The sequence below is a fragment of the Mesorhizobium sp. NZP2234 genome, assembly GCF_013170765.1.
GTDB classification, from domain to species: Bacteria; Pseudomonadota; Alphaproteobacteria; order Rhizobiales; family Rhizobiaceae; genus Mesorhizobium; species Mesorhizobium loti_D.
Map to the genome: position 1 here is coordinate 5,276,732 of NZ_CP033364.1, position 18,055 is coordinate 5,294,786.

Below are 18,055 nucleotides of genomic sequence, written 5' to 3' on the forward strand. Positions count from 1 at the left end.
GGAAAACTACGGTGCGGGCTGTACATTGTCACGAGGGGCGGCGGCACGCGAGAGCCGGTCGTTGATGGCCTCGCCAAGCCCGTCGAATGGAATCGTCTCGACGGCGATGGTGCGCGCGCCGCTGCGGTCAAGTTCCTGCATATAGGCGAAAAGATTGCCTGCCGCTTCGCGCAGGTCACCGGTTTCAGACAAATTGAGGAACGCTGCGGCATCACGCCAGCCTTCGGCCCGCTGGCGCCCGAAGCCGAGCAGGGCTTCGTCTTTGCCTACCGTTCCGGCGTTGAGCCGCACCCCTGCCCCCGGCGCGTAGTGCGAGGCAAGCATGCCCGGCGCCTCGATGCCGGCGGCACCGCCACGAAACAGTTTCACGCCAATGGCCGCTTCGATTTCCTCGGCGGAGACGCCCCCTGGCCGAAGCAAGCGCACTCCTGCCCCTTCGGCTTTGACGATGGTCGATTCCAGCCCGACCGGCGTCGCGCCGGCATCGACCACCAGCTTGATGCGCGTCCCGAGATCCGCCGCCACTGCTTGTGCGGTCGTCGCGCTGATCTTGCCGGATGAGTTGGCGCTGGGCGCGGCAAGTGGCCGGCCGAGTCTTGCGATGAGGTCACCGCCAAAGCCCCTCGGCATGCGCAAGGCAATCGTATCGAGCCCGGCCGTGACTAGCGGATGGATGCCGTTTCCGGGCCGCTGCGGCAGCACCAGCGTCAGCGGACCCGGCCAGAACGACTGCGCCAGTCTCCTCGACAGCGGATCGAATATTGCGATGCGCTCGGCCATCGCCATGTCAGCGACATGGGCGATCAGCGGATTGAAACGCGGCCGCCCCTTGGCCTCGAAGATGCGCGCCACGCCGATGCCGTTAGTGGCATCGGCGGCAAGCCCGTAGACGGTCTCCGTCGGGATGGCCACGACATCGCCGCCCTGAAGCAGAGCCAGCGCCCGCTCCAACGCTTCGTCGACGGCAAGTATCTCAGCCACTCTCGTCACCTCGCAGATGCCGGCTGCGTAGTACGATGGCGGCTATTGGGCAAGCCGGCTGTTGGGCAAGAGAGGGTCTTGGCGAATTATCAATTCCTAAAATGCTACGTTTTCGCGAAAGCCGGCATCAATTCCGGTCCGCTACCGTCAGGGCCTGGGCAAAGGGGAGTGGTCATCGTGTCTGTGCGTATCCTGTTGGGGATCACTCTGGCGGCGTTGAGCGGCGGAGTTCAGGCCTCGTCACTTGTCTTTCCCGGCGCGCCGGCCGCGACGCCCTCCATCCTTGTCGTGAAGGCGGACGGCATCCGAGCAAGCGACGTGCTGTCCGTCGTCGAGCTCGGCGAACCCGAGGTTACTGATGAAAAGGTGGCGGCGATCCCCAACGCGCCCGAGCCACGGCACGGTTTCATACAGGGCCCGATGATCATTCGTGGCGGCGTGGCCGGCGGCGACTTCTCGAAACCGACGCTAGTCAAGGCACCTGCCACGACCGCCACCCCCGCTCCTGCTCCAGCCCAGGCGACCGCCTCGGCGGTTCCGGCGTCGGGCACGCAGAAGAAGCCGACCGCACGGGCAGCCATACCAACGCCCGCTCCCGGGGCCAACAAGGTCAAGTAGCGGCCACAAATTGCTGGACTGGCCAGATCGTTGACAGCTTGACGGCGCCCTGCGCACCATTGCTGCGCGAGTTCGCCTTGAAGTATCTGACCGCTCGAAGCCGCCTGGATTTGGTCAAGCGATTCAGGCCAAGGGGCGGCTCTGGCAGACGACTTCGTCGTTCAAAGGGGGTTGATCATGAGACTATCCAAGACAGTTACCGTGGTCGCGCTTTTGCTGGCATCGATGCTGGGTGCCAGCGCGGCGCAAGCCGATGACATGCTGGGATCCTATGTGGCGCGTATTTCCGATCGGGATCACCAGGCGAGCGACGGCTATGCGCTGGACAGCGCCGCGCAGATGGTGCGGCAGGACCGCGCCAACTGGCACAAATTCCATCGCCGCGACCGCGACGATGAGGGTGATGCCTGGTTCGGGACCAACGACCAGCGCGCCGATCTGCAGCGCATGCTGGAACGTCCCGGCGCGATGAGTTCCTCGACCAAGCGCGCCATCGTCAACGGCGAACCGCTGATCCAGGTCGATGTCTACGAAAACAGCGTGCGGGTCAGCGTCCTGGAGAACTGACAAGTCAGTTCGGGACGACCGACAAAAACGGCGGCGCCGATGCGCCGCCCCTTCTTCCCGACAAAACCGGATTGAAATCTCAGGCCGCTTCTTCCTTGTCGTCGTCTTCGTCGGACTCGGCGTCTTCTTCGTCCTCGGCGTCGTCGCCTTCGGCCTTCACGGCTTCATCGTCGTCTTCGTCGGAATCTTCGCCGTCTTCATCGTCGCCTTCTTCGTCATCGGCATCGTCGTCATCCGACAGATCGGCGGCTTCGACCGCGGCGGCGGCGGCGTGATCGATGGCGGTTTCGGAAGCGGATTCAAGCGCCTCGGCGCCGGCCGAGGTTTCTTCAGTCACTTCGATTTCGTGATCGGAATTCATGGAAGCCTCCGTTGGGTTGGGGAACATGTCCCTTTTGCCACGCAGAGATCATCGTCATATGACTGTAAGCCGGCTCGAACGGCCGGCCGGAAGATATTTTTCCTGGGCGCTCAACCGGCGATTTTCGAGAAATCAGCGACCTGCCCCGTGGCCGCGCGGATGCGCGTGAGAAGCGCAAGACGGTTGGCCCGCACCGCCAGGTCTTCATCATTCACGAGAACGCCTTCAAAGAATGAATCAACGGGTTCGCGTAACGCGCTAAGCGCCAGCATGGCGGCGGAAAAGTCTTCGTTTTGAATCGCTTCGCCGGCTTGCTTCTCGGCCTGATTCACCGCCGCGAACAGCGATTTCTCGGCATTCTCCTTGAACAGAGCCGGCTCAACGGCTTCGGCGACCGCCGTTTTCTTCTTCTCTTCGGCAGCCAGGATGTTGGCCGCGCGCTTGGTGCCGGCGAGCAAGTTCTTGCCGTCCTCTGTGTCAAGGAAAGAGCCGAGCGCCTCGACGCGGCGGACGATCTGCAGGAGGTCGTCGGACTGCGGGGTGATGACGGCGTCGATGAGATCGTGCCGGGCGCCCTGATCGCGGAGGTAGACTTTCAGGCGGTCGTGGAAGAAGGCCAGGAGGTCTCGGATCTGCTCCACGCCGCCCCCCGCATACCGGGCACCAGCCTTTGCAAAAAGGGAAGTGAGCCGCAATTGAATTCGATTCTCGACCAAAATCCTCACAACGCCCAGCGCTGCGCGACGCAACGCATAAGGATCCTTTGACCCCGTCGGCTTTTCATCGATCGCCCAGAAGCCGACCAGCGTATCGAGCTTGTCGGCGAGCGCGACGGCGACCGACACCGGGTCGCTCGGCACATAATCGGACGGGCCCTGCGGCTTGTAGTGTTCTTCGATGGCCGCGGCCACGGAGGGGTGTTCGCCCTGCAGCAGCGCGTATTTGCGGCCCATGGCCCCCTGCAGTTCGGGGAACTCGCCGACCACCTCGGTGGTGAGATCAGCCTTGGCGAGAACCGCGGCGCGGGCGGCGAGCGCCGGCTCAGCGCCGACGTTCGGCGCCAATTCCCCAGCCAATCGCTGGATCCGCTCCACCCGCTCGCCTTGCGTGCCGAGCTTGGCGTGGAAGGTGACGCCGAGATGGTCGAGGCGGGCCATGCGCTGGTCGAGCGGCTTCTTCAGATCGAGCCCAAACTTTTTTGCCGACGCTTCGAGCTGGCCGAGGTCCGGCAGATCGCCTTGGTCGGTCGTCCAGAAATAGAGCGCGTCGGAGAGGCGCGCGCGCACCACCTTGCCGTTGCCGTGGGCAATCTCCTTGCCGCCGTCCCTGGCCTCGATGTTGGAAGTGAGGATGAAGCGGTTGGACAGCGTTTCGCCTTCACCTTGCGGGCGCGTGACAAAGCACTTCTGGTTGGCGCGGATGGTCAACCGGATCACCTCGGCCGGAATGGCGAGAAATGCCTCCTCAAACTCACCCATCAGCACGACAGGCCATTCGACCAGCCCGGACACTTCCTCCAACAGCCCATCGTCCTCGACCAGGTCGAGCCCGTTGGCAAAGGCGAGGTTGCGGGCGTCGGCGAGGATGATCTCCTTGCGCCGGTCGGCATCGAGCACGACCTTCGCGGCCTCCAGCTTGCTCACATAATCGTCGAAGCGACGCACGGTGATTTCGCCGGGCGCCAGGAAGCGGTGGCCATAGGTGGTGTTGCCGGAGCGGATGCCGTCGATCTCGAAATCGACCACGACAGGCTCCTCGGTCTCCGGGCCGAAGGTGCACAGGATCGATTGCAGCGGCCGCACCCAGCGCAGCGAGCCGGGCTTGGCCGAGGCCGGCCCCCAACGCATCGATTTCGGCCAGGGGAAATTGCGGATGATGCCAGGCACCAGTTCGGCGATGATCTCTTCAGCCGCCCTGCCCGGCTTCGAAATGTGAGCGACATAGAAGTCGCCCTTCTTCGGATCGGAGTGGACATGTGCCTCGGCGATGGAAGACAGGCCGGCCTTGCGCAGGAACCCCTGGACCGCCTGCTCGGGCGCCGTCGTCGACGGCCCCTTGATCTCTTCACTTATATCCTTCGAGCGCGCCGTCAGGCCCCTGATGTCGAGCGCCAGACGCCGCGGCGTCCAGTACTCGCGCGCCGCCTCATAGGTCAGCCCCGCCTCGACCAGACCGTCGGTCAGCATCTTCCTGAGATCACCAGCCGCCTTGCGCTGCATGCGGGCGGGGATCTCTTCCGAGCGGAGTTCTAGAAGCAGGTCAGGCATGGTTAGCTCCTCACCCTCCCCTTGATGGGGAGGGTCGGCGCGTTAGCGCCGGGGTGGGGTGGCGGCGTCTCGGTCTCAAGCGCCTTCGGCGTCTCGCGGGCCAAGGTGGGATTTTCGTTCTTCCACCGCCGCATAAATCGTATCGAGCACGGAATCCAGTTCGTTTTTGATTTCATGGTTCCAGAAGCGGATCACGCGATAACCCTGGCTCTCAAACCATCTTGTTCGACGCTCGTCATGGCGTTGCGGGTCATCGAGGCTGTGATGGGCGCCGTCCACCTCGACGATCAACTTCAGCCGATGTGAGATGAAATCAGGGAAGTAGATACCGACCGACGCTTGCCTGCGGAAATGAGTGTCTTCGACTGGAATGCGCCATAGATGCCGCCACAAGATGCGCTCCTCGTCGGTCATTGCCGCACGAAGCCGTTGCGCGGACAGCAGCTTGAACCGATCGAGTTTCGGCATGGAAAGTCGCGCCAGCACCCCCACCCGCCGCTTCGCGGCGACCTCCCCATCTAGGGGGAGGTAAGAGGGCATAGCAACTCGGCTGGCCGCTGTCACCCTTTCCGCGAGGTGATCGCCGACTTCGGCTGATTTCCAGAAACTTTGGCTGCCCTGTCGGGACGCGGCGATCCGGCCCGTCCTTGGATCAAAGATTTCCATGAACCGAACGCGGCGCTGAAGCGACCCACGCTCAGGCAGGGAACTATTGGCTGAACGACGATGAAAACGGCATCCAGACTTCTGCAGATCCTCGCGCTCAGCGCCTGCTTCACCGCGCAGGTCCACGGCACCTTCTCGATGCCGGGCGTACGGCAGGCGCTGCGGACGATGGCCGGACAAAGCGGCCAGATCCTGTCGCCGGCCCACGCTTCCCTCGAAATGATGAAGGGGGCCTGACTCAGGCCGCCAAACCACCAGCCTGCGTCTTCAAGAAGGCCTCGCCGCAGGCCTTCGCCAGATTGCGCACCCGCAGGATGTAGCTCTGCCGCTCCGTGACCGAGATCACGCCGCGCGCGTCGAGCAGGTTGAAGACGTGGCTGGCCTTGATGCACTGGTCGTAGGCCGGGAAAACCATCTTGTGCATCGGCAGATTGTCGTTCGAGGCCGGCGCACCGGCATCGAGCAGCGCCTTGCACTCGGCCTCGGCATCCTCGAAATGCCTGAGCAGCATCGCCGTGTTGGCGTATTCGAAATTGTGGCGCGAATATTCCTGCTCGGCCTGCAGGAAGACGTCGCCATAGGTCACCTTGTCGGCGCCCTCGCGGCCGTTGAAGTTGAGGTCGTAGACATTGTCGACGCCCTGCACATACATGGCCAGCCGCTCCAGCCCATAGGTCAGTTCGCCGGCCACCGGCGCGCATTCGATGCCGCAGACCTGCTGGAAATAGGTAAATTGCGAGACTTCCATGCCATCGCACCAGCATTCCCAGCCAAGACCCCAGGCGCCCAGCGTCGGGCTTTCCCAGTCGTCCTCGACAAAGCGGATGTCATGCAGCAGCGGGTCGACGCCGATCGCCTGGAGCGAACCGAGATAGAGTTCCTGCAAGTTCGGCGGATTCGGCTTCAGGATCACCTGGTATTGGTAGTAATGCTGCAGCCGGTTCGGGTTCTCGCCGTAGCGGCCGTCCTTGGGACGGCGCGAAGGCTGGACATAGGCGGCGTTCCAACGACGCGGTCCGAGCGCGCGCAGCGTCGTTGCCGGATGAAACGTGCCGGCGCCGACCTCCATGTCGTAGGGCTGGAGAATGACGCAACCATAGGCGGCCCAGTAATTGTGCAAGGTCAGGATCAGCCCCTGGAACGAGCGGCTGGGATGCATATGGGCGGGAATTTCAATCGTCACGGGTGGCCTCGACAGCAAAGGCTAGCTTGCCGGCACGTCCTAGAGACACGACGGCGAAGCGTCAAGCAAGGCACGCCGGATGCGGACGCCGAGAGGGTGCCGCGCAACGTTGAAGGTTTGCCGGAAGACTGCGATCTGCTTCGTCCCCTGTTCCAGGGTCAGCTGATATTCAGGTGATGCCGGCCCGAGCTGAATTCTGGCAAGCCCACGCCCGAAATGGAAAACGGGGCTGCCAAAGAAGCCCCGTTCGCATTCAAAAAGCCGACTTCACCCCTTCGGGGCGGGCACCGGCTCGGGCTTGACCTTCGGTGTTTCCTGCGCCGTGTTGGATTCGATCGGCGGCAGGCCCTTCATCAGCTTCTGCTGCAGCGTGGCCAGCACATCGGGATCGGGCTTCAGGTCGCGGGCCTGGTTCCATTGGAAGGTGGCTTCCAGCTTGCGCCCTACGCGCCAGTAGGCATCGCCGAGATGATCGTTGAGAACCGGATCCTCCGGCTTCAGCGATACGGCACGCTCCATCTCGCGCACCGCGTCATCAAACCTGCCGAGCCGGAAATAGGCCCAACCCAGCGAATCCACGATGTAACCGTCGCTCGGCCTGAGGTCGACGGCCTTCTGGATCATCGCCAGGCCTTCCTTGAGGTTGGTGTTCATGTCGACCCAGGAATAGCCGAGATAGTTCAGCACCTGGGGCTGGTCCGGCTGCAATTCCAGCGCCTTGCGGAAATTCGGCTCGGCCTTTGGCCATTCCTTCAGGCGCTCATAGGCGATGCCGCGCTGGTAGAAGATGTTCCAGTTGGCCGCGGTCGGCGTCTTCAGCACCTCGACAGCCTTGTCGTAGAGGTTGGCGGCGGAGCGGAAATCGTCCTTGGAGGAATAGACGCCGCCGAGCGCCAGATAGGCGCGCATGTCGTTGGGATGGGCGTCGACGAAAGCCTTCAGGTGAGTGATCGCCTCGTCATGGCGATCGAGATCGGCAAGGTTGAGGCCAAGCTGCAAGTCCGAAAGCTCTTTCAGCGGCGAAGAATCAGGGATGCGCCGATAGAGCGCGATGGCGCCCTCGCCGTCCTTCAGCTGTTCGGCGACGGCGGCGAGTTGCACGAGGGCAGCGTCGCTGTCGGGCCGCAGAGCCAGGGCGTATTGCAGGTAAAGACGGACGAACGGCTCGCCACCGCCACGGTTGAGCGCGGTGGCGAGATCGAGCAGGATTTCGGAAGCGCCATCGGACGGACCCGAGACAAACGGCGCGATCTTGTCGCCCTTGGCGATCCTGTCGCGCAAGGAGACGATTTCGAGCTTGCCCGGCGAAAACGTTTCAGCCTGATCCAGCACCGATATCGCCTTGGCCTTGTCGCCCTTGCGGGCCAGGAACGAGGCATAGGCCTGGGCATTGCGCATCCAGGTTTCAGGCGCGGCGCCGCCGGCGGCCGTGTCCTGCATCGTCGCGGCGTAGATCGCCTGGGCCTTCTCGGGCATGTTGGAGGCATCGGCGATCAGCGCGCGGTGGAAGGCCTTGAACAGGCCGAACCAGTCGGGGCCCTGAAGCTTGTCGATGGAGGCCATTGCATCGCTGGCCTGGCCGGCGCCCTGTTGGGCCCAACCGGACATGACGCCGGAGATCAGCCGGTCGAGGTCGGATTCCAGCGACAGCTTGAGCCAATACTGCGCCTTGGTGAAATCCTTCTTGTGGAAGGAATCGACAGCCAGCGCCAGGCGCGAGAATCGCTCCACATCGGGCACTTCCTTGAGCTTGTCGGCATAGACCAGGGATTCGTCGAAGCGGCCTTGCGCGATCAGCGACAGCATCAGGCTCTGTTGCAGGCCGGTGTCGCTCGGGTCAAAGGCCAGGGCCTGCTTGTAGTAGGCGATGGCGCTGTCGAGATCGTTGTCACCTTCGGCGATCCGGGCAGCCAGATAGGCACCCGAGAACGAGGAAATCTTGACCGGTTCGGTGGATTGCTTGGCATAGGCAGGCAAAGCCGAGATCGCCATGCCCGTCACAATTGCCAGCCTTGTCAGCCAGCGCGCACGTCCTTGCTGCATCGTATCCCTTTCAGCCAGGCGCCATCTCCGCGTCAGCGGGATCGACGTAGACTCGATCTTTCCGGGCAAAGCATGGCCTTTTTGGGGTCGCGCTTCAATCCGCCTGAAATTCACAATCGGGTCAGCCGATTAACAAACCATGGCTGGAACAGATTTTCGACCGGGGAAAAGCCCGCGTCAAGGTCAGCGCGGTACGGCGGACCGCTGCACCCTGGTATCGGGAAAGCCGCCGGCCGCTATCGCTCCGCACAACTCGTTCCATTCGCAGCCGCAGCAAGCCTTGCGTACGCCGCCAGCCGAAAACGCCCGGCGCATCCGTGCCAGTGTTGCCGCATCGAGATCGAGGCGGACGCCGGGTTGGATTGGCAGGGCCAGCAAATCCTCGACATCGCGTGCCGCTAGCCGGTCCCGCTCGCTGACGCTCTCGTTGAGACAATGCGGTTCCGGCCCGTCGAGCAACGGCGCGCACACATCATCCGGACCGGAGACGAGGAGGATGTCCTCGCCCCGGCTCAGGCGCTCCGCGATCGCGTCATAATTGGCGGTGAAGGCGGGGCTGTATCCCTTGCCCACATAGGTGAGCAGGCAAAGGAGGTGGTGGGCGCGCAGCCTGACCGTCACGGATTGGCCGGCTTGGCCTTGCCGCGAAGCGCCATGAGTGTCGCCGCGCCGAGCGCCGACTTCAGCAATCCGCCGACGATGAACGGCAGGAAGCCGAAGGTTATGGCCTGCTCGGCACCGATCATGACGGCAAGCCATGCCGTGCCGAGAGCCAGGCAGGCCAGATTGCCGAGCAGCATGGCGGCAAAGGCAAGCACCACCCTGTTGCCGTTCCAGCCGCGCTCGGCCAGCCAGCCGACCAACGCGCCGGTGACCGGGAAGGCGAAGAGATAGCCGCCGGTCGGCCCGACGAAATGCGCGGCGCCGGCAGCGCCGCCGGCCAGGACCGGAAAGCCGGCCGCGCCTTCGACAAGCCACGCAGCGATGGTGATCGCGCCAAGACGCCAGCCATAAAGCGCACCGATCAATGTCACCGCGAAAGTCTGCATGGTCACCGGCACCGGCACCATCGGCACTTCGATGTAGGATGACAGCGCCAGGAACAGCGTCCCGAGCACGACGGCTCCAACTTGCCAGGCGAGCGAGCGATCCTGGAGCCGAAGCGGGCTGAAGGACGGCTTGCGGGACGTGAATGCGATGTCTGTCATAGGGATTTCCTTCGACCGATTGAAATTATAGATAATTTCTTTTTTCGATCTATTATCGAATCCACATTTCCCAGGAGATAGCAAGCCCTGGCTGTGCAAAGACTGCCTAGCCCACGATCGCGAAGGCTTCGCGCGTCGCGCCCGAGGCCGTCCTGACCGGCTTGCGGCCGATCCATTGGACATGGCGCCCCAGCGTTGCAGCGGCCGATTCGGTGTTTCCCTGCCGTAAGGCGGTCAGGATTGCCCGGTGGTCCTGATCGGTGCGCGTCTCCCATTCCGATCGCCATGCCGCGAACAGGAAGCGGGCACTGGCGGCGTGCAGATCGTCGATGGTGGCGAGCAGGCGGGGCATGGCACATGGCGCCAGGATCAGCCGGTGAAAGGCGCGATTGGCTTCCTCCCATGACCTGACGTCGCGGGATTTGTCTCCGGCCTTGGTCGCTTCCTCGGCGAGATCGAGAATGGCTGACGTCAGATGCGGCGCGGCGTGGCGCAGTGCCAGCACCTCGAGTGCCGCCCGCATTTCGGCGACCTCCTTGACCTCGCCAAGATCGAAGGCGGCGACGCGCACGCCGCGGCGCGGTTCGCTAACGGCCAGGCCCTGCGCCTCGAGACGGCGGAACGCCTCGCGCACGGGAACATGGCTGGTATGGAATTCCTCGGCGATATGATCCTGGCGCAGCCTGGCCCCCGGCTCTATCGCGCCGGAGATGATGCGGTCCGCCAGCACCTTGCTGATGCGCACCGCGATGGTGTCGTCCGTGCCCTTTGCCATGTTTTATAGATAATTTGCGGCAGGGCAGCTTGTCGAGACGGCGAGGCCGTATTCATCGGCGTTCTCCCCAGCGCAAACCAGGAATTCCGGGAAAGGCCGGCCTTCTCAGTTCACCCGGCTGATGCAGAAATCGATGACGTCGATCAGCGCCGACTTCTGCAGCGTTTCTTCCAGCGGCGCCAGCGCATCGCGGGCGATCTCGCCGAAGTGGCGGGCTCGCCCGATCGTGTCGGCTATTGCGCCATGGCGGGTCATCAGGCCGATCGCCTTTTCCAGGCCCGCATCGTCGACGATGTTGTCCTCGATGGCACGTTTCCAGAAGGTGCGCTCGGCCTTGGTGCCGCGCCGGTAGGCGAGAATGACCGGCAGTGTCACCTTGCCCTCGCGGAAATCGTCGCCGACATTCTTGCCCAAATCCTTGCTGGTGCCGCCATAATCCAGCGCATCGTCGATCAGCTGGAAGGCAAGGCCGAGATTCATGCCGTAGGAGCGCAGGGCCGCGCGATCGTTGCGGGTCGCCTGGGCAATGACGGGGCCGACTTCGGCGGCGGCCGAAAACAGCGCGGCGGTCTTGGCCTTGATGACGGCGAAATGCTCATCCTCGGTGGTTTCGAGGTTCTTGGCGGCGGCAAGCTGCATGACCTCGCCCTCGGCGATGATCGAGGCAGCACTCGACAGGATGTCGAGAGCCTCGAGCGAGCCGACGTCGACCATCATGCGGAAGGCCTGGCCGAGCAGGAAGTCGCCGACCAGCACGCTCGCCTGGTTGCCCCAGATCATGCGGGCGGTCTTCTTGCCGCGTCGCATGCCGCTCTCGTCGACGACATCGTCGTGGAGAAGCGTGGCCGTGTGCATGAACTCGACCGAGGTGGCGAGCTTGACGTGGCCTTCGCCGGCATAGCCGAACATCTGCGCGGCGGCGAGCGTCAGCATCGGCCTGAGCCGCTTGCCACCGGACGAGATCAAATGGTTGGCGACCTCGGGAATCATCTCGACGTCGGAGCCGGCCTTGGACAGGATCAATTCATTCACGCGCCCCATATCGGTGGCCGTCAGATCGATGAGATCCTTGATGGAGGCGGGTTCCCGCTTCCCGTTTTCGATGTTGAGAACGACACCCACGACAATCACTCCCGTCTTGGTAAAACGCGTGCGACGGCACCCTTAGTCCCGATACGGACTCTAGGGCGGCGGACACGGCCACGGCAAGTGGCGAATTGGCGCGGCGCCGGTAACAGCCTGTCAACCGCTGGAGGAGCGAGGCCCGGCCAGGGAATCTCCGCCCGTTTACATCAATAGCGCAAACTGCGAGTTTCATCGGATGATAGAACTTGTCCGCACAAACGATGCCGTGATCATCTCCTTCGTCGAATCGCTGATGCGCGACGCCGGCATCGCCTGCTTTGTCGCCGATCAGAATATGAGCATTCTCGAAGGGTCGATCGGCCTTTTGCAGAAACGCGTCATGGTCGACGCCGATCAGGTCGATGCCGCGCGGCGTATCCTGACGGACGCCGGCATCGCCAACGAGATCCGCACAAAATAATGCCGGCCGCGCCAGCCGCCCCTGCCCTTGACACCCTTGGCCCGGACACGCCGGCCCATACGGTCGACGCCTTCCATCGCGGCCGGTTCTGGCTGGTGCAGCCCAAGCATGGCGGCCATCGCGCTGGCATGGATGCGATGATGCTGGCGGCGTCCGTACCATCCGCCTTTGGCGGACGCCTCGCCGATTTCGGCGCCGGCGCAGGCGCCGCCGGCCTGGCCGTGCTGTCGCGATGCCCGGCGGCCCAGGCCGTGCTGGTCGAACGCGCGCCGGAAATGGCGGCCTTTGCGGCGGCCACCCTTGCTCATCCCGGCAATGCCCATCTCAGTGATCGTGCATCCGTGCTCGTCGCCGATGTCACGGTATCCGGCCAGGCCCGGGCGGCGGCAGGTCTGGCCGACAATGACTTCGACTACGTCATCATGAACCCGCCCTTCAACCCCGCCCGGGACCGCGCCACGCCTGACCGGCTGAGAAAGGAAGCCCATGTCATGGAGGACGGGCTGTTCGAAAGCTGGATCCGAAGTGCGGCGGCGGTGGTCAAGCCGCGCGGCGGGTTGGCCGTCATCGCGCGGCCCGAACAGCTCGGCGCCATCCTCGACGCGATCGCAGGCCGTTTCGGCGATGCCGAGATGCTCGCCGTGCACCCTCGCCCCGACGCAGCGGCGATCCGCATCGTCGTACGCGCCGCGCTGGGAACCCGCGGAAAACTCGCCATCCGTCCGCCCCTGATGCTGCATGCGCAATCGGGCAATGGCCCCGACGAACGCAGCGAAATGATCACCAACGGTCTCGCCTCGCTGTTTGGAGATTGAGCTATTCCTGGCCGCCACATTGCCGTTGGCCGGGAAATCCCTACATGCCTGCAACCCATCGACCGGAGACCGCGTCCTCGTGAAACGTCTTTTCAACCGCCTGCTGCCGAAATCCTGGCGCTCCACCGTCGTCACCATTCCGGTCATCCGACTGCACGGCACCATCATGTCGGGCGGCCAGTTCAGGCAGAACCTGTCGCTGGCCTCCACCGCCGGCCTCATCGAAAAGGCCTTTTCCTTCGACGCGCCGGCGGTCGCCGTCTCGATCAATTCGCCCGGCGGTTCGCCGGTGCAGTCGCGGCTGATCTTCAAGCGCATCCGCGACCTGGCGAACGAAAAGAACAGACAAGTTCTGGTCTTCGTCGAGGACGTCGCCGCCTCCGGCGGCTACATGATCGCGGTCGCCGGTGACGAGATTTTTGCCGATCCCTCCTCCATCGTCGGCTCCATCGGCGTAGTCTCGGCCTCGTTCGGTTTTCCTGAACTGATGAAGAAGATCGGCGTCGAGCGCCGTGTCCACACCGCCGGCCAGAACAAGGCTGTGCTCGATCCGTTCAAGCCCGAGAAGAAGGAGGACGTCGAGCGGCTGAAGGCACTGCAGCTGGAGGTGCACGACACGTTCATCGATCTGGTCAAGGAGCGGCGCGGCACGAGACTGAAGGACGATCCGGACCTGTTCACCGGCCTGTTCTGGACCGGCAAGAAAGGCCTGGAACTCGGCCTCGTCGATGCGCTCGGCGACATGCGCACCGTGCTGAAGACCCGGTTCGGGGCAAAGACCCAACTCAGGCTGGTCTCGGCGCCGCGCGGCTTCCTCAGCCGCTTCGGCCTGTTCGGCTCGAGCAAGGGCTTTTCGGCGCCCGATATCGCCGGCGCTGCCGCCAGCGGCATCATCGATGCGGCGGAAGAGCGCGCGCTGTGGGCTCGCTTCGGGCTTTGAAAACCGGGCGAAACCGTCTAGCATGAGCGCTTGTAGTCTAATGCATGTCGTTTTCCCAAAACCGAACGCAGTTTTGGGCAACATGCATCAACCGACCCGACCGGCCGCCTTCGCCGGCCCAGCGTGGGAGGAGTTTTGACATGCCGCAGATCATTTTCTTCACCGTCGTTGGCGTCGCCGCCTATTTCGGCTACCGCACTTTCGTCCGGGAAGCCGAGCGCGTGACCGCCAAGGTGCGGCGGACTGAAAAGCAGGCGGCCAACGGCGCCATGGGGACGCTGGTCAAGGATCCGAAGACCGGCGAATACCGGCTGGCCAAGGACTGAGCATCATCCCCCACACGACTGACGCCGTGGACACCGAGATCGGTTCGCGCACCTGGCCCGCGCATGCCAAGATCAATCTGGCGCTGCATGTCACCGGCAGGCGGCCTGACGGCTATCACCTGATTGAAAGCCTGGCGGTGTTCACGCGTTTTGGCGACCGGGTCGAAGTCGCACTCGCCGACAGCGACGATTTCACCGTGTCCGGCCGCTATGCGCCGTCAGTTCCCCTGGATGCCAGCAATCTCGCGCTGAGGGCGCGCGATGCCCTGCGACGAGAGGCTGGCTCAGAGCGAACTCCGCCCGTCGCCATAAAACTCGAAAAGAACCTGCCGGTCGCCTCCGGCGTCGGAGGCGGATCGAGTGACGCGGCAGCCGTATTGCGCGGACTGGTGCGGACATGGGACCTGGCCATCGACGACGCCAGGCTGGCACGGATCGGTCTCTCGCTTGGCGCCGACGTCCCGATGTGCCTGGCGGCAAAGCCGCTGGTGGCGCGCGGCATTGGTGACGAACTGTCGATGGTGCCGGATTTTTCGGCGCTTGGACTGGTGCTGGTCAATCCGGGCACGCCGGTCTCGACGGCGGACATCTTCGCAGCCCTGTCGCGCCGCGACAATGAACCACTGGCGCCGTTGCCGCGCAGCATCGATTTTCACAGCCTGCGCAACTGGCTGGAGGTCACCCGCAACGATCTCGAACCGGTAGCAGTGGCGCTGCAGCCCGCCATAGGCCGGGCGCTGTCGTGGCTTGACAAGGCCGGATCGGGGTTTTCACGCATGTCCGGATCGGGCGCGACATGCTTCGGCCTGTTCGAGACCGGCAATGTCGCCAAGCGGGCGGCAGCCGAAATACGCGGCCGCCAGCCCGACTGGTTCGTCGCGGCGACGCGCAGCATCGCATCGGAGGCCGAATGAAATGGCTGGGATTAACGAGAGCCGTTCTTTCATTCCGGTTCGCATCGCGGTGCTGACCGTTTCCGACACGCGCAGCCTTGCCGACGACAAATCCGGCCAGACATTGGCCGATCGCATCACCGAGGCCGGCCATATCCTGGCCGCCCGCGACATCGTCACCGATGACCGCGACAAGATCCGCGACACGGTCCTGGCGTGGTCGCGGGACAAGAATATCGATGTCGTCATCACCACCGGCGGCACCGGCTTCACCGGGCGCGACGTGACGCCGGAGGCGCTGGAGCCGATCTTCGAAAAGCGCATGGACGGCTTTTCAGAGGTGTTCCACCGCATCTCCTACGACAAGATCGGCACCTCGACGATCCAGAGCCGGGCGACCGGCGGCGTCGTCAACGCCACTTTCGTCTTCGTGCTGCCGGGCTCGCCCGGCGCCTGCAAGGACGCCTGGGACGGCATCCTGAAGGCGCAGCTCGACTACCGCCACATGCCGTGCAACTTCGTCGAGATCATGCCGCGCCTGGACGAACATCTGCGGCGCGGCAAGTCGGCTCCGTAAAAGCCGAGGGCAAAGCCCGGTTCACGCCGCGTTTGCCAGGCAGAACGGCGCCGGCGCCTTCGAAACGCCATTCCAAAGCGGATGCCGGAGAAAGTACCTTTTCCTGGAACGGCAATAGCCGATCCCGGCGAGGACGATGCGATGAACGAGCATACCGGCGGATGCCATTGCGGCAACATAGGCCTTCGATTTTCAACCGAACGCGATCCATCGCAAATCGAGGTCCGCGCCTGCCAATGCTCGTTCTGCATCAAGCATGGCTCGCGCGCCGTGGCCGATCCGGACGGCAGGCTGACCATCTCGGTCAGGGATATCGCGCGGTTGCGCAGATACCGCTTCGGGTTGAGGACGGCCGACTATCTGATCTGCTCAGATTGCGGCGTCTATGTCGCCGCGATCACCGGAGACGACACGAAGGCAATCGTCATCATCAATGCCCTGGACGACCAAAAGGCGTTCAGCCGCGAGCCTCTCCCTGTCAATTTCGACGGGGAAAGCAGAGAGCAACGCGCTGCCAGGCGTCGCCTCCGCTGGATGCCGGGCGAGATCAGCTTCGATTGATCGCGCTCAGCGGATGACCGGCTCTCCATGGAAGCGCCGGCGTGACGGGCGCGAAACACCGAAGCCCACCTCCATCATCAGCCGGGGCGTGCGGGCCGGCACGGTGCCCATGTGGAAACCGAACGGGTCCTCGACGAAGCCGAAGCCGGCCTCTCCGGTCAGGGTAACCGGGCTTTGCTCGCCATAGACGTCCAGGACCTCCTGGGCGGAATGGCCGACCAACAGGGTCAGCTGATGCTTTATGGCGCGGCGCCTGTGGCTGCCCCTGACATAGACATGCGGGCCGGTGTCGGCGTCGACAGGCCTGAGGTAGAAGAAGAATTTCAGCATGCGCCAGTCGTCGAGGTCGAAATGATACTTGCCGAGCGAGGCGAGGTTCTTGTCGGCGTCGGAGGCCTCGCCGGTTGGAAAGCTCCACCAGACGCGTGTGGTGATCAGTTTCGCCTGGCCGCCGAGATAGTGCGCGGCAATGTCGAGCAGCAGCGGGTCGCGCTGTATGGCGAGTGCCGCCGGGCAGTCGAGGATGCGCTCGAAATAGTGTCCGCTGAGCAACGACCGAGCCAGGCGTTTCTCGGCTTGCGCATGCTCGCCCGGCATGAATTCGAGACGGCGGTCGAAATTGCCGAAGCAAGGCGTGCGTTCCGCGAAACGCGCGATCTCCTCATGAATTTCCGATGGCAGGACCAGGCCTGAAAACAGGCCGTCGGAGCGCAGCGCGTCGACCACCGCCGCCCGCTCGACACCGGAAAACATCGTATCCCCAACATTGCCGGCAGGACGGGCGCGTTTTGCACCCAGCCAATGCATCCTTCGCCCAGGCATGGTGCGCGCCAGCATGAACATCGGCAGCCAGGCAGGGTTTTCGCGCAGGTCCGTGAGATAGGTCGGAATGCGCGCGGCGATGCGCCGCAACAGGCTGCCATTGCGGGCAATGGCCTCAAGGCTGGCGGCGCCGGATTGTTCAGAGGTTGAAAGGTTCATCGGATCCTCGTCGATGAGCGTGAACCCGATGCCGCATCGGCGCCCACCACTCGTATGACCCAAACCCAATTCACCACCTCGGGGAGAGGCTAACCCCGCGTCACGTTTTGTGCAATGCACAATAGGCAGAGCAAATGCAAAAAAATCACTTTGGCAAGCGGTGCTGCTGCTTTGGCGGCGCTACCCAGATCTCGGCGTCGAGCCTCTTTGTCGCCAGGCCGCGCGCCAGCGCTTCGGCGCTACCGGCGCTCTTAGACAAGGACGCGGCTTGCCGCTTGCTGATCACCAGACCGTCGGCGAGCGCGCGGTTCCCCGAAAAGACCCGAGCCAGGAACGGTGTGCGGCTGCCCCGCGCGCGTGAGAATCGCGCCGCCATGGTTTGCCGCGCCGTGTGGGCGACAACCGCTTCGATCCAGCCCTCCACCAGCCGCGCGCCGGGCTCCAGCAGCAGCAGCCAGTCACCCTTGGCCTGCCGGATCCCCAAGGCAATGCCGCCGCTCGCCACGTACTGGCAGCCGGCATGCTCGGCGACATGATGCGTCTGGTCCGTGGAGCCGGCGTCGCAGACGACGACCTCGCGCACGACACCCTCGACAGCGCCGCCAACCAGCGAGCCGAGCGTACGGGCGAGAGCCTCTTCGTCATTGCGCGTTTCAATGAGAACACTGAGCATGTTTAGCCGAATAGCGGAAAGCAGCGCACAGCGCCAGTTTTTGCAGCGCAACATAGAAAGTTCTTGATTTGTTC

22 protein-coding genes are annotated in these 18,055 nt (G+C 63.8%); 10 read left to right on the top strand and 12 right to left on the bottom strand.

The genetic code is table 11. The annotated features are described in order from the left end of the window. Nucleotides 1-6 precede the first annotated feature (6 nt). A complete protein-coding gene (locus tag EB230_RS26060) occupies nucleotides 7-981 on the bottom strand; it encodes an L-threonylcarbamoyladenylate synthase (protein ID WP_172374195.1) in 975 nt (324 codons plus the stop codon). 177 nt (nucleotides 982-1,158) lie between these two features. Between EB230_RS26060 and EB230_RS26065 the strand changes: the two genes are divergently transcribed. Continuing rightward, nucleotides 1,159-1,599: a hypothetical protein gene (locus tag EB230_RS26065; protein WP_172374196.1), complete on the top strand. Its 441-nt coding sequence runs from the start codon at nucleotides 1,159-1,161 to the stop codon at nucleotides 1,597-1,599. A 177-nt stretch (nucleotides 1,600-1,776) separates the two neighbouring features. After that, nucleotides 1,777-2,166, top strand: coding sequence for a hypothetical protein (locus EB230_RS26070; RefSeq protein WP_172374197.1), 390 nt, complete (start codon nucleotides 1,777-1,779; stop codon nucleotides 2,164-2,166). A gap of 79 nt (nucleotides 2,167-2,245) precedes the next feature. On the opposite strand, the gene EB230_RS26075 is transcribed toward EB230_RS26070, so the two are convergent. The 3 genes from EB230_RS26075 to EB230_RS26085 form a co-directional block, all read right to left on the bottom strand. Continuing rightward, nucleotides 2,246-2,527, bottom strand: a complete 282-nt coding sequence (locus tag EB230_RS26075; protein ID WP_172374198.1) for an ATPase — start codon at nucleotides 2,525-2,527, stop codon at nucleotides 2,246-2,248. 110 nt (nucleotides 2,528-2,637) lie between these two features. Then, a complete protein-coding gene (glyS, locus tag EB230_RS26080) occupies nucleotides 2,638-4,794 on the bottom strand; it encodes a glycine--tRNA ligase subunit beta (protein ID WP_172374199.1) in 2,157 nt (718 codons plus the stop codon). A gap of 75 nt (nucleotides 4,795-4,869) precedes the next feature. Continuing rightward, complete coding sequence (locus tag EB230_RS26085; RefSeq protein WP_244493900.1) at nucleotides 4,870-5,460, bottom strand: DUF559 domain-containing protein; 591 nt, start codon at nucleotides 5,458-5,460, stop codon at nucleotides 4,870-4,872. 60 nt (nucleotides 5,461-5,520) lie between these two features. Here EB230_RS26085 and EB230_RS26090 point away from each other — a divergent pair, with 60 nt between their 5' ends. Further along, entirely contained in the window at nucleotides 5,521-5,697 is a 177-nt protein-coding gene (locus tag EB230_RS26090; protein WP_171883324.1) for a hypothetical protein, read from the top strand. Nucleotide 5,698: 1 nt separating this feature from the next. On the opposite strand, the gene EB230_RS26095 is transcribed toward EB230_RS26090, so the two are convergent. From EB230_RS26095 to EB230_RS26120, 6 genes are all read right to left on the bottom strand, one after another. Then, entirely contained in the window at nucleotides 5,699-6,619 is a 921-nt protein-coding gene (locus tag EB230_RS26095) for a glycine--tRNA ligase subunit alpha (RefSeq protein ID WP_171883367.1), read from the bottom strand. Between the two features lie 291 nt (nucleotides 6,620-6,910). Next, nucleotides 6,911-8,686, bottom strand: coding sequence for a tetratricopeptide repeat protein (locus EB230_RS26100; RefSeq protein ID WP_056564096.1), 1,776 nt, complete (start codon nucleotides 8,684-8,686; stop codon nucleotides 6,911-6,913). A 183-nt stretch (nucleotides 8,687-8,869) separates the two neighbouring features. Continuing rightward, nucleotides 8,870-9,307 (bottom strand): DUF1284 domain-containing protein, encoded by a 438-nt coding sequence (locus tag EB230_RS26105; RefSeq protein ID WP_056564098.1) that lies wholly within the window; start codon nucleotides 9,305-9,307, stop codon nucleotides 8,870-8,872. Further along, nucleotides 9,304-9,894: a biotin transporter BioY gene (locus EB230_RS26110; protein ID WP_065004954.1), complete on the bottom strand. Its 591-nt coding sequence runs from the start codon at nucleotides 9,892-9,894 to the stop codon at nucleotides 9,304-9,306. The genes EB230_RS26105 and EB230_RS26110 overlap by 4 nt, the downstream gene beginning before the upstream one ends. 106 nt (nucleotides 9,895-10,000) lie before the next feature. Beyond that, on the bottom strand, nucleotides 10,001-10,669 hold the full coding sequence (locus tag EB230_RS26115) for a GntR family transcriptional regulator (RefSeq protein WP_056564101.1): 669 nt from the start codon (nucleotides 10,667-10,669) through the stop codon (nucleotides 10,001-10,003). Between the two features lie 105 nt (nucleotides 10,670-10,774). After that, the gene (locus tag EB230_RS26120; protein ID WP_056565639.1) at nucleotides 10,775-11,791 is read right to left on the bottom strand and encodes a polyprenyl synthetase family protein; all 1,017 of its coding nucleotides are present in this window, start codon (nucleotides 11,789-11,791) and stop codon (nucleotides 10,775-10,777) included. A gap of 199 nt (nucleotides 11,792-11,990) precedes the next feature. Here EB230_RS26120 and EB230_RS26125 point away from each other — a divergent pair, with 199 nt between their 5' ends. The 7 genes from EB230_RS26125 to EB230_RS26155 all read left to right on the top strand — a co-directional run bounded on the left by EB230_RS26125 (nucleotide 11,991) and on the right by EB230_RS26155 (nucleotide 16,327). Next, a complete protein-coding gene (locus EB230_RS26125; protein ID WP_056564102.1) occupies nucleotides 11,991-12,215 on the top strand; it encodes a DUF2007 domain-containing protein in 225 nt (74 codons plus the stop codon). Then, the gene (locus EB230_RS26130) at nucleotides 12,215-13,030 is read left to right on the top strand and encodes a methyltransferase (RefSeq protein ID WP_056564103.1); all 816 of its coding nucleotides are present in this window, start codon (nucleotides 12,215-12,217) and stop codon (nucleotides 13,028-13,030) included. The genes EB230_RS26125 and EB230_RS26130 overlap by 1 nt, the downstream gene beginning before the upstream one ends. A 79-nt stretch (nucleotides 13,031-13,109) precedes the next feature. Then, nucleotides 13,110-13,970 (top strand): S49 family peptidase, encoded by an 861-nt coding sequence (locus tag EB230_RS26135; protein ID WP_056564104.1) that lies wholly within the window; start codon nucleotides 13,110-13,112, stop codon nucleotides 13,968-13,970. A gap of 140 nt (nucleotides 13,971-14,110) precedes the next feature. Further along, nucleotides 14,111-14,296 carry a membrane protein gene (locus EB230_RS26140; protein WP_013896713.1) on the top strand — a complete coding sequence of 62 codons (186 nt, stop codon included), beginning with the start codon at nucleotides 14,111-14,113 and terminating at the stop codon, nucleotides 14,294-14,296. 26 nt (nucleotides 14,297-14,322) lie between these two features. After that, nucleotides 14,323-15,210: a 4-(cytidine 5'-diphospho)-2-C-methyl-D-erythritol kinase gene (locus EB230_RS26145; RefSeq protein WP_065004952.1), complete on the top strand. Its 888-nt coding sequence runs from the start codon at nucleotides 14,323-14,325 to the stop codon at nucleotides 15,208-15,210. Nucleotide 15,211: 1 nt separating this feature from the next. Next, nucleotides 15,212-15,766: a molybdenum cofactor biosynthesis protein B gene (moaB, locus tag EB230_RS26150; protein WP_065004951.1), complete on the top strand. Its 555-nt coding sequence runs from the start codon at nucleotides 15,212-15,214 to the stop codon at nucleotides 15,764-15,766. A gap of 270 nt (nucleotides 15,767-16,036) precedes the next feature. Next, complete coding sequence (locus EB230_RS26155) at nucleotides 16,037-16,327, top strand: hypothetical protein (RefSeq protein WP_172374200.1); 291 nt, start codon at nucleotides 16,037-16,039, stop codon at nucleotides 16,325-16,327. 6 nt (nucleotides 16,328-16,333) lie between these two features. On the opposite strand, the gene EB230_RS26160 is transcribed toward EB230_RS26155, so the two are convergent. Further along, the gene (locus EB230_RS26160) at nucleotides 16,334-17,308 is read right to left on the bottom strand and encodes a hypothetical protein (RefSeq protein WP_065004950.1); all 975 of its coding nucleotides are present in this window, start codon (nucleotides 17,306-17,308) and stop codon (nucleotides 16,334-16,336) included. 145 nt (nucleotides 17,309-17,453) lie between these two features. Continuing rightward, the gene (locus tag EB230_RS26165; RefSeq protein WP_056564116.1) at nucleotides 17,454-17,981 is read right to left on the bottom strand and encodes a glycosyltransferase; all 528 of its coding nucleotides are present in this window, start codon (nucleotides 17,979-17,981) and stop codon (nucleotides 17,454-17,456) included. Nucleotides 17,982-18,055 lie beyond the last annotated feature (74 nt).

What these genes read in the sequence shown, in the direction of transcription:
- EB230_RS26070 (WP_172374197.1), top strand. Translation starts at nt 1,777, where the DNA reads ATGAGACTATCCAAGACAGTTACCGTGGTCGCGCTTTTGCTGGCATCG.
- EB230_RS26075 (WP_172374198.1), bottom strand. Translation starts at nt 2,527, where the DNA reads ATGAATTCCGATCACGAAATCGAAGTGACTGAAGAAACCTCGGCCGGC.
- glyS (WP_172374199.1), bottom strand. Translation starts at nt 4,794, where the DNA reads ATGCCTGACCTGCTTCTAGAACTCCGCTCGGAAGAGATCCCCGCCCGC.
- EB230_RS26085 (WP_244493900.1), bottom strand. Translation starts at nt 5,460, where the DNA reads ATGGAAATCTTTGATCCAAGGACGGGCCGGATCGCCGCGTCCCGACAG.
- EB230_RS26090 (WP_171883324.1), top strand. Translation starts at nt 5,521, where the DNA reads ATGAAAACGGCATCCAGACTTCTGCAGATCCTCGCGCTCAGCGCCTGC.
- EB230_RS26095 (WP_171883367.1), bottom strand. Translation starts at nt 6,619, where the DNA reads ATGCATCCCAGCCGCTCGTTCCAGGGGCTGATCCTGACCTTGCACAAT.
- EB230_RS26100 (WP_056564096.1), bottom strand. Translation starts at nt 8,686, where the DNA reads ATGCAGCAAGGACGTGCGCGCTGGCTGACAAGGCTGGCAATTGTGACG.
- EB230_RS26110 (WP_065004954.1), bottom strand. Translation starts at nt 9,894, where the DNA reads ATGACAGACATCGCATTCACGTCCCGCAAGCCGTCCTTCAGCCCGCTT.
- EB230_RS26115 (WP_056564101.1), bottom strand. Translation starts at nt 10,669, where the DNA reads ATGGCAAAGGGCACGGACGACACCATCGCGGTGCGCATCAGCAAGGTG.
- EB230_RS26125 (WP_056564102.1), top strand. Translation starts at nt 11,991, where the DNA reads ATGATAGAACTTGTCCGCACAAACGATGCCGTGATCATCTCCTTCGTC.
- EB230_RS26130 (WP_056564103.1), top strand. Translation starts at nt 12,215, where the DNA reads ATGCCGGCCGCGCCAGCCGCCCCTGCCCTTGACACCCTTGGCCCGGAC.
- EB230_RS26140 (WP_013896713.1), top strand. Translation starts at nt 14,111, where the DNA reads ATGCCGCAGATCATTTTCTTCACCGTCGTTGGCGTCGCCGCCTATTTC.
- moaB (WP_065004951.1), top strand. Translation starts at nt 15,212, where the DNA reads ATGGCTGGGATTAACGAGAGCCGTTCTTTCATTCCGGTTCGCATCGCG.
- EB230_RS26160 (WP_065004950.1), bottom strand. Translation starts at nt 17,308, where the DNA reads ATGAACCTTTCAACCTCTGAACAATCCGGCGCCGCCAGCCTTGAGGCC.
- EB230_RS26165 (WP_056564116.1), bottom strand. Translation starts at nt 17,981, where the DNA reads ATGCTCAGTGTTCTCATTGAAACGCGCAATGACGAAGAGGCTCTCGCC.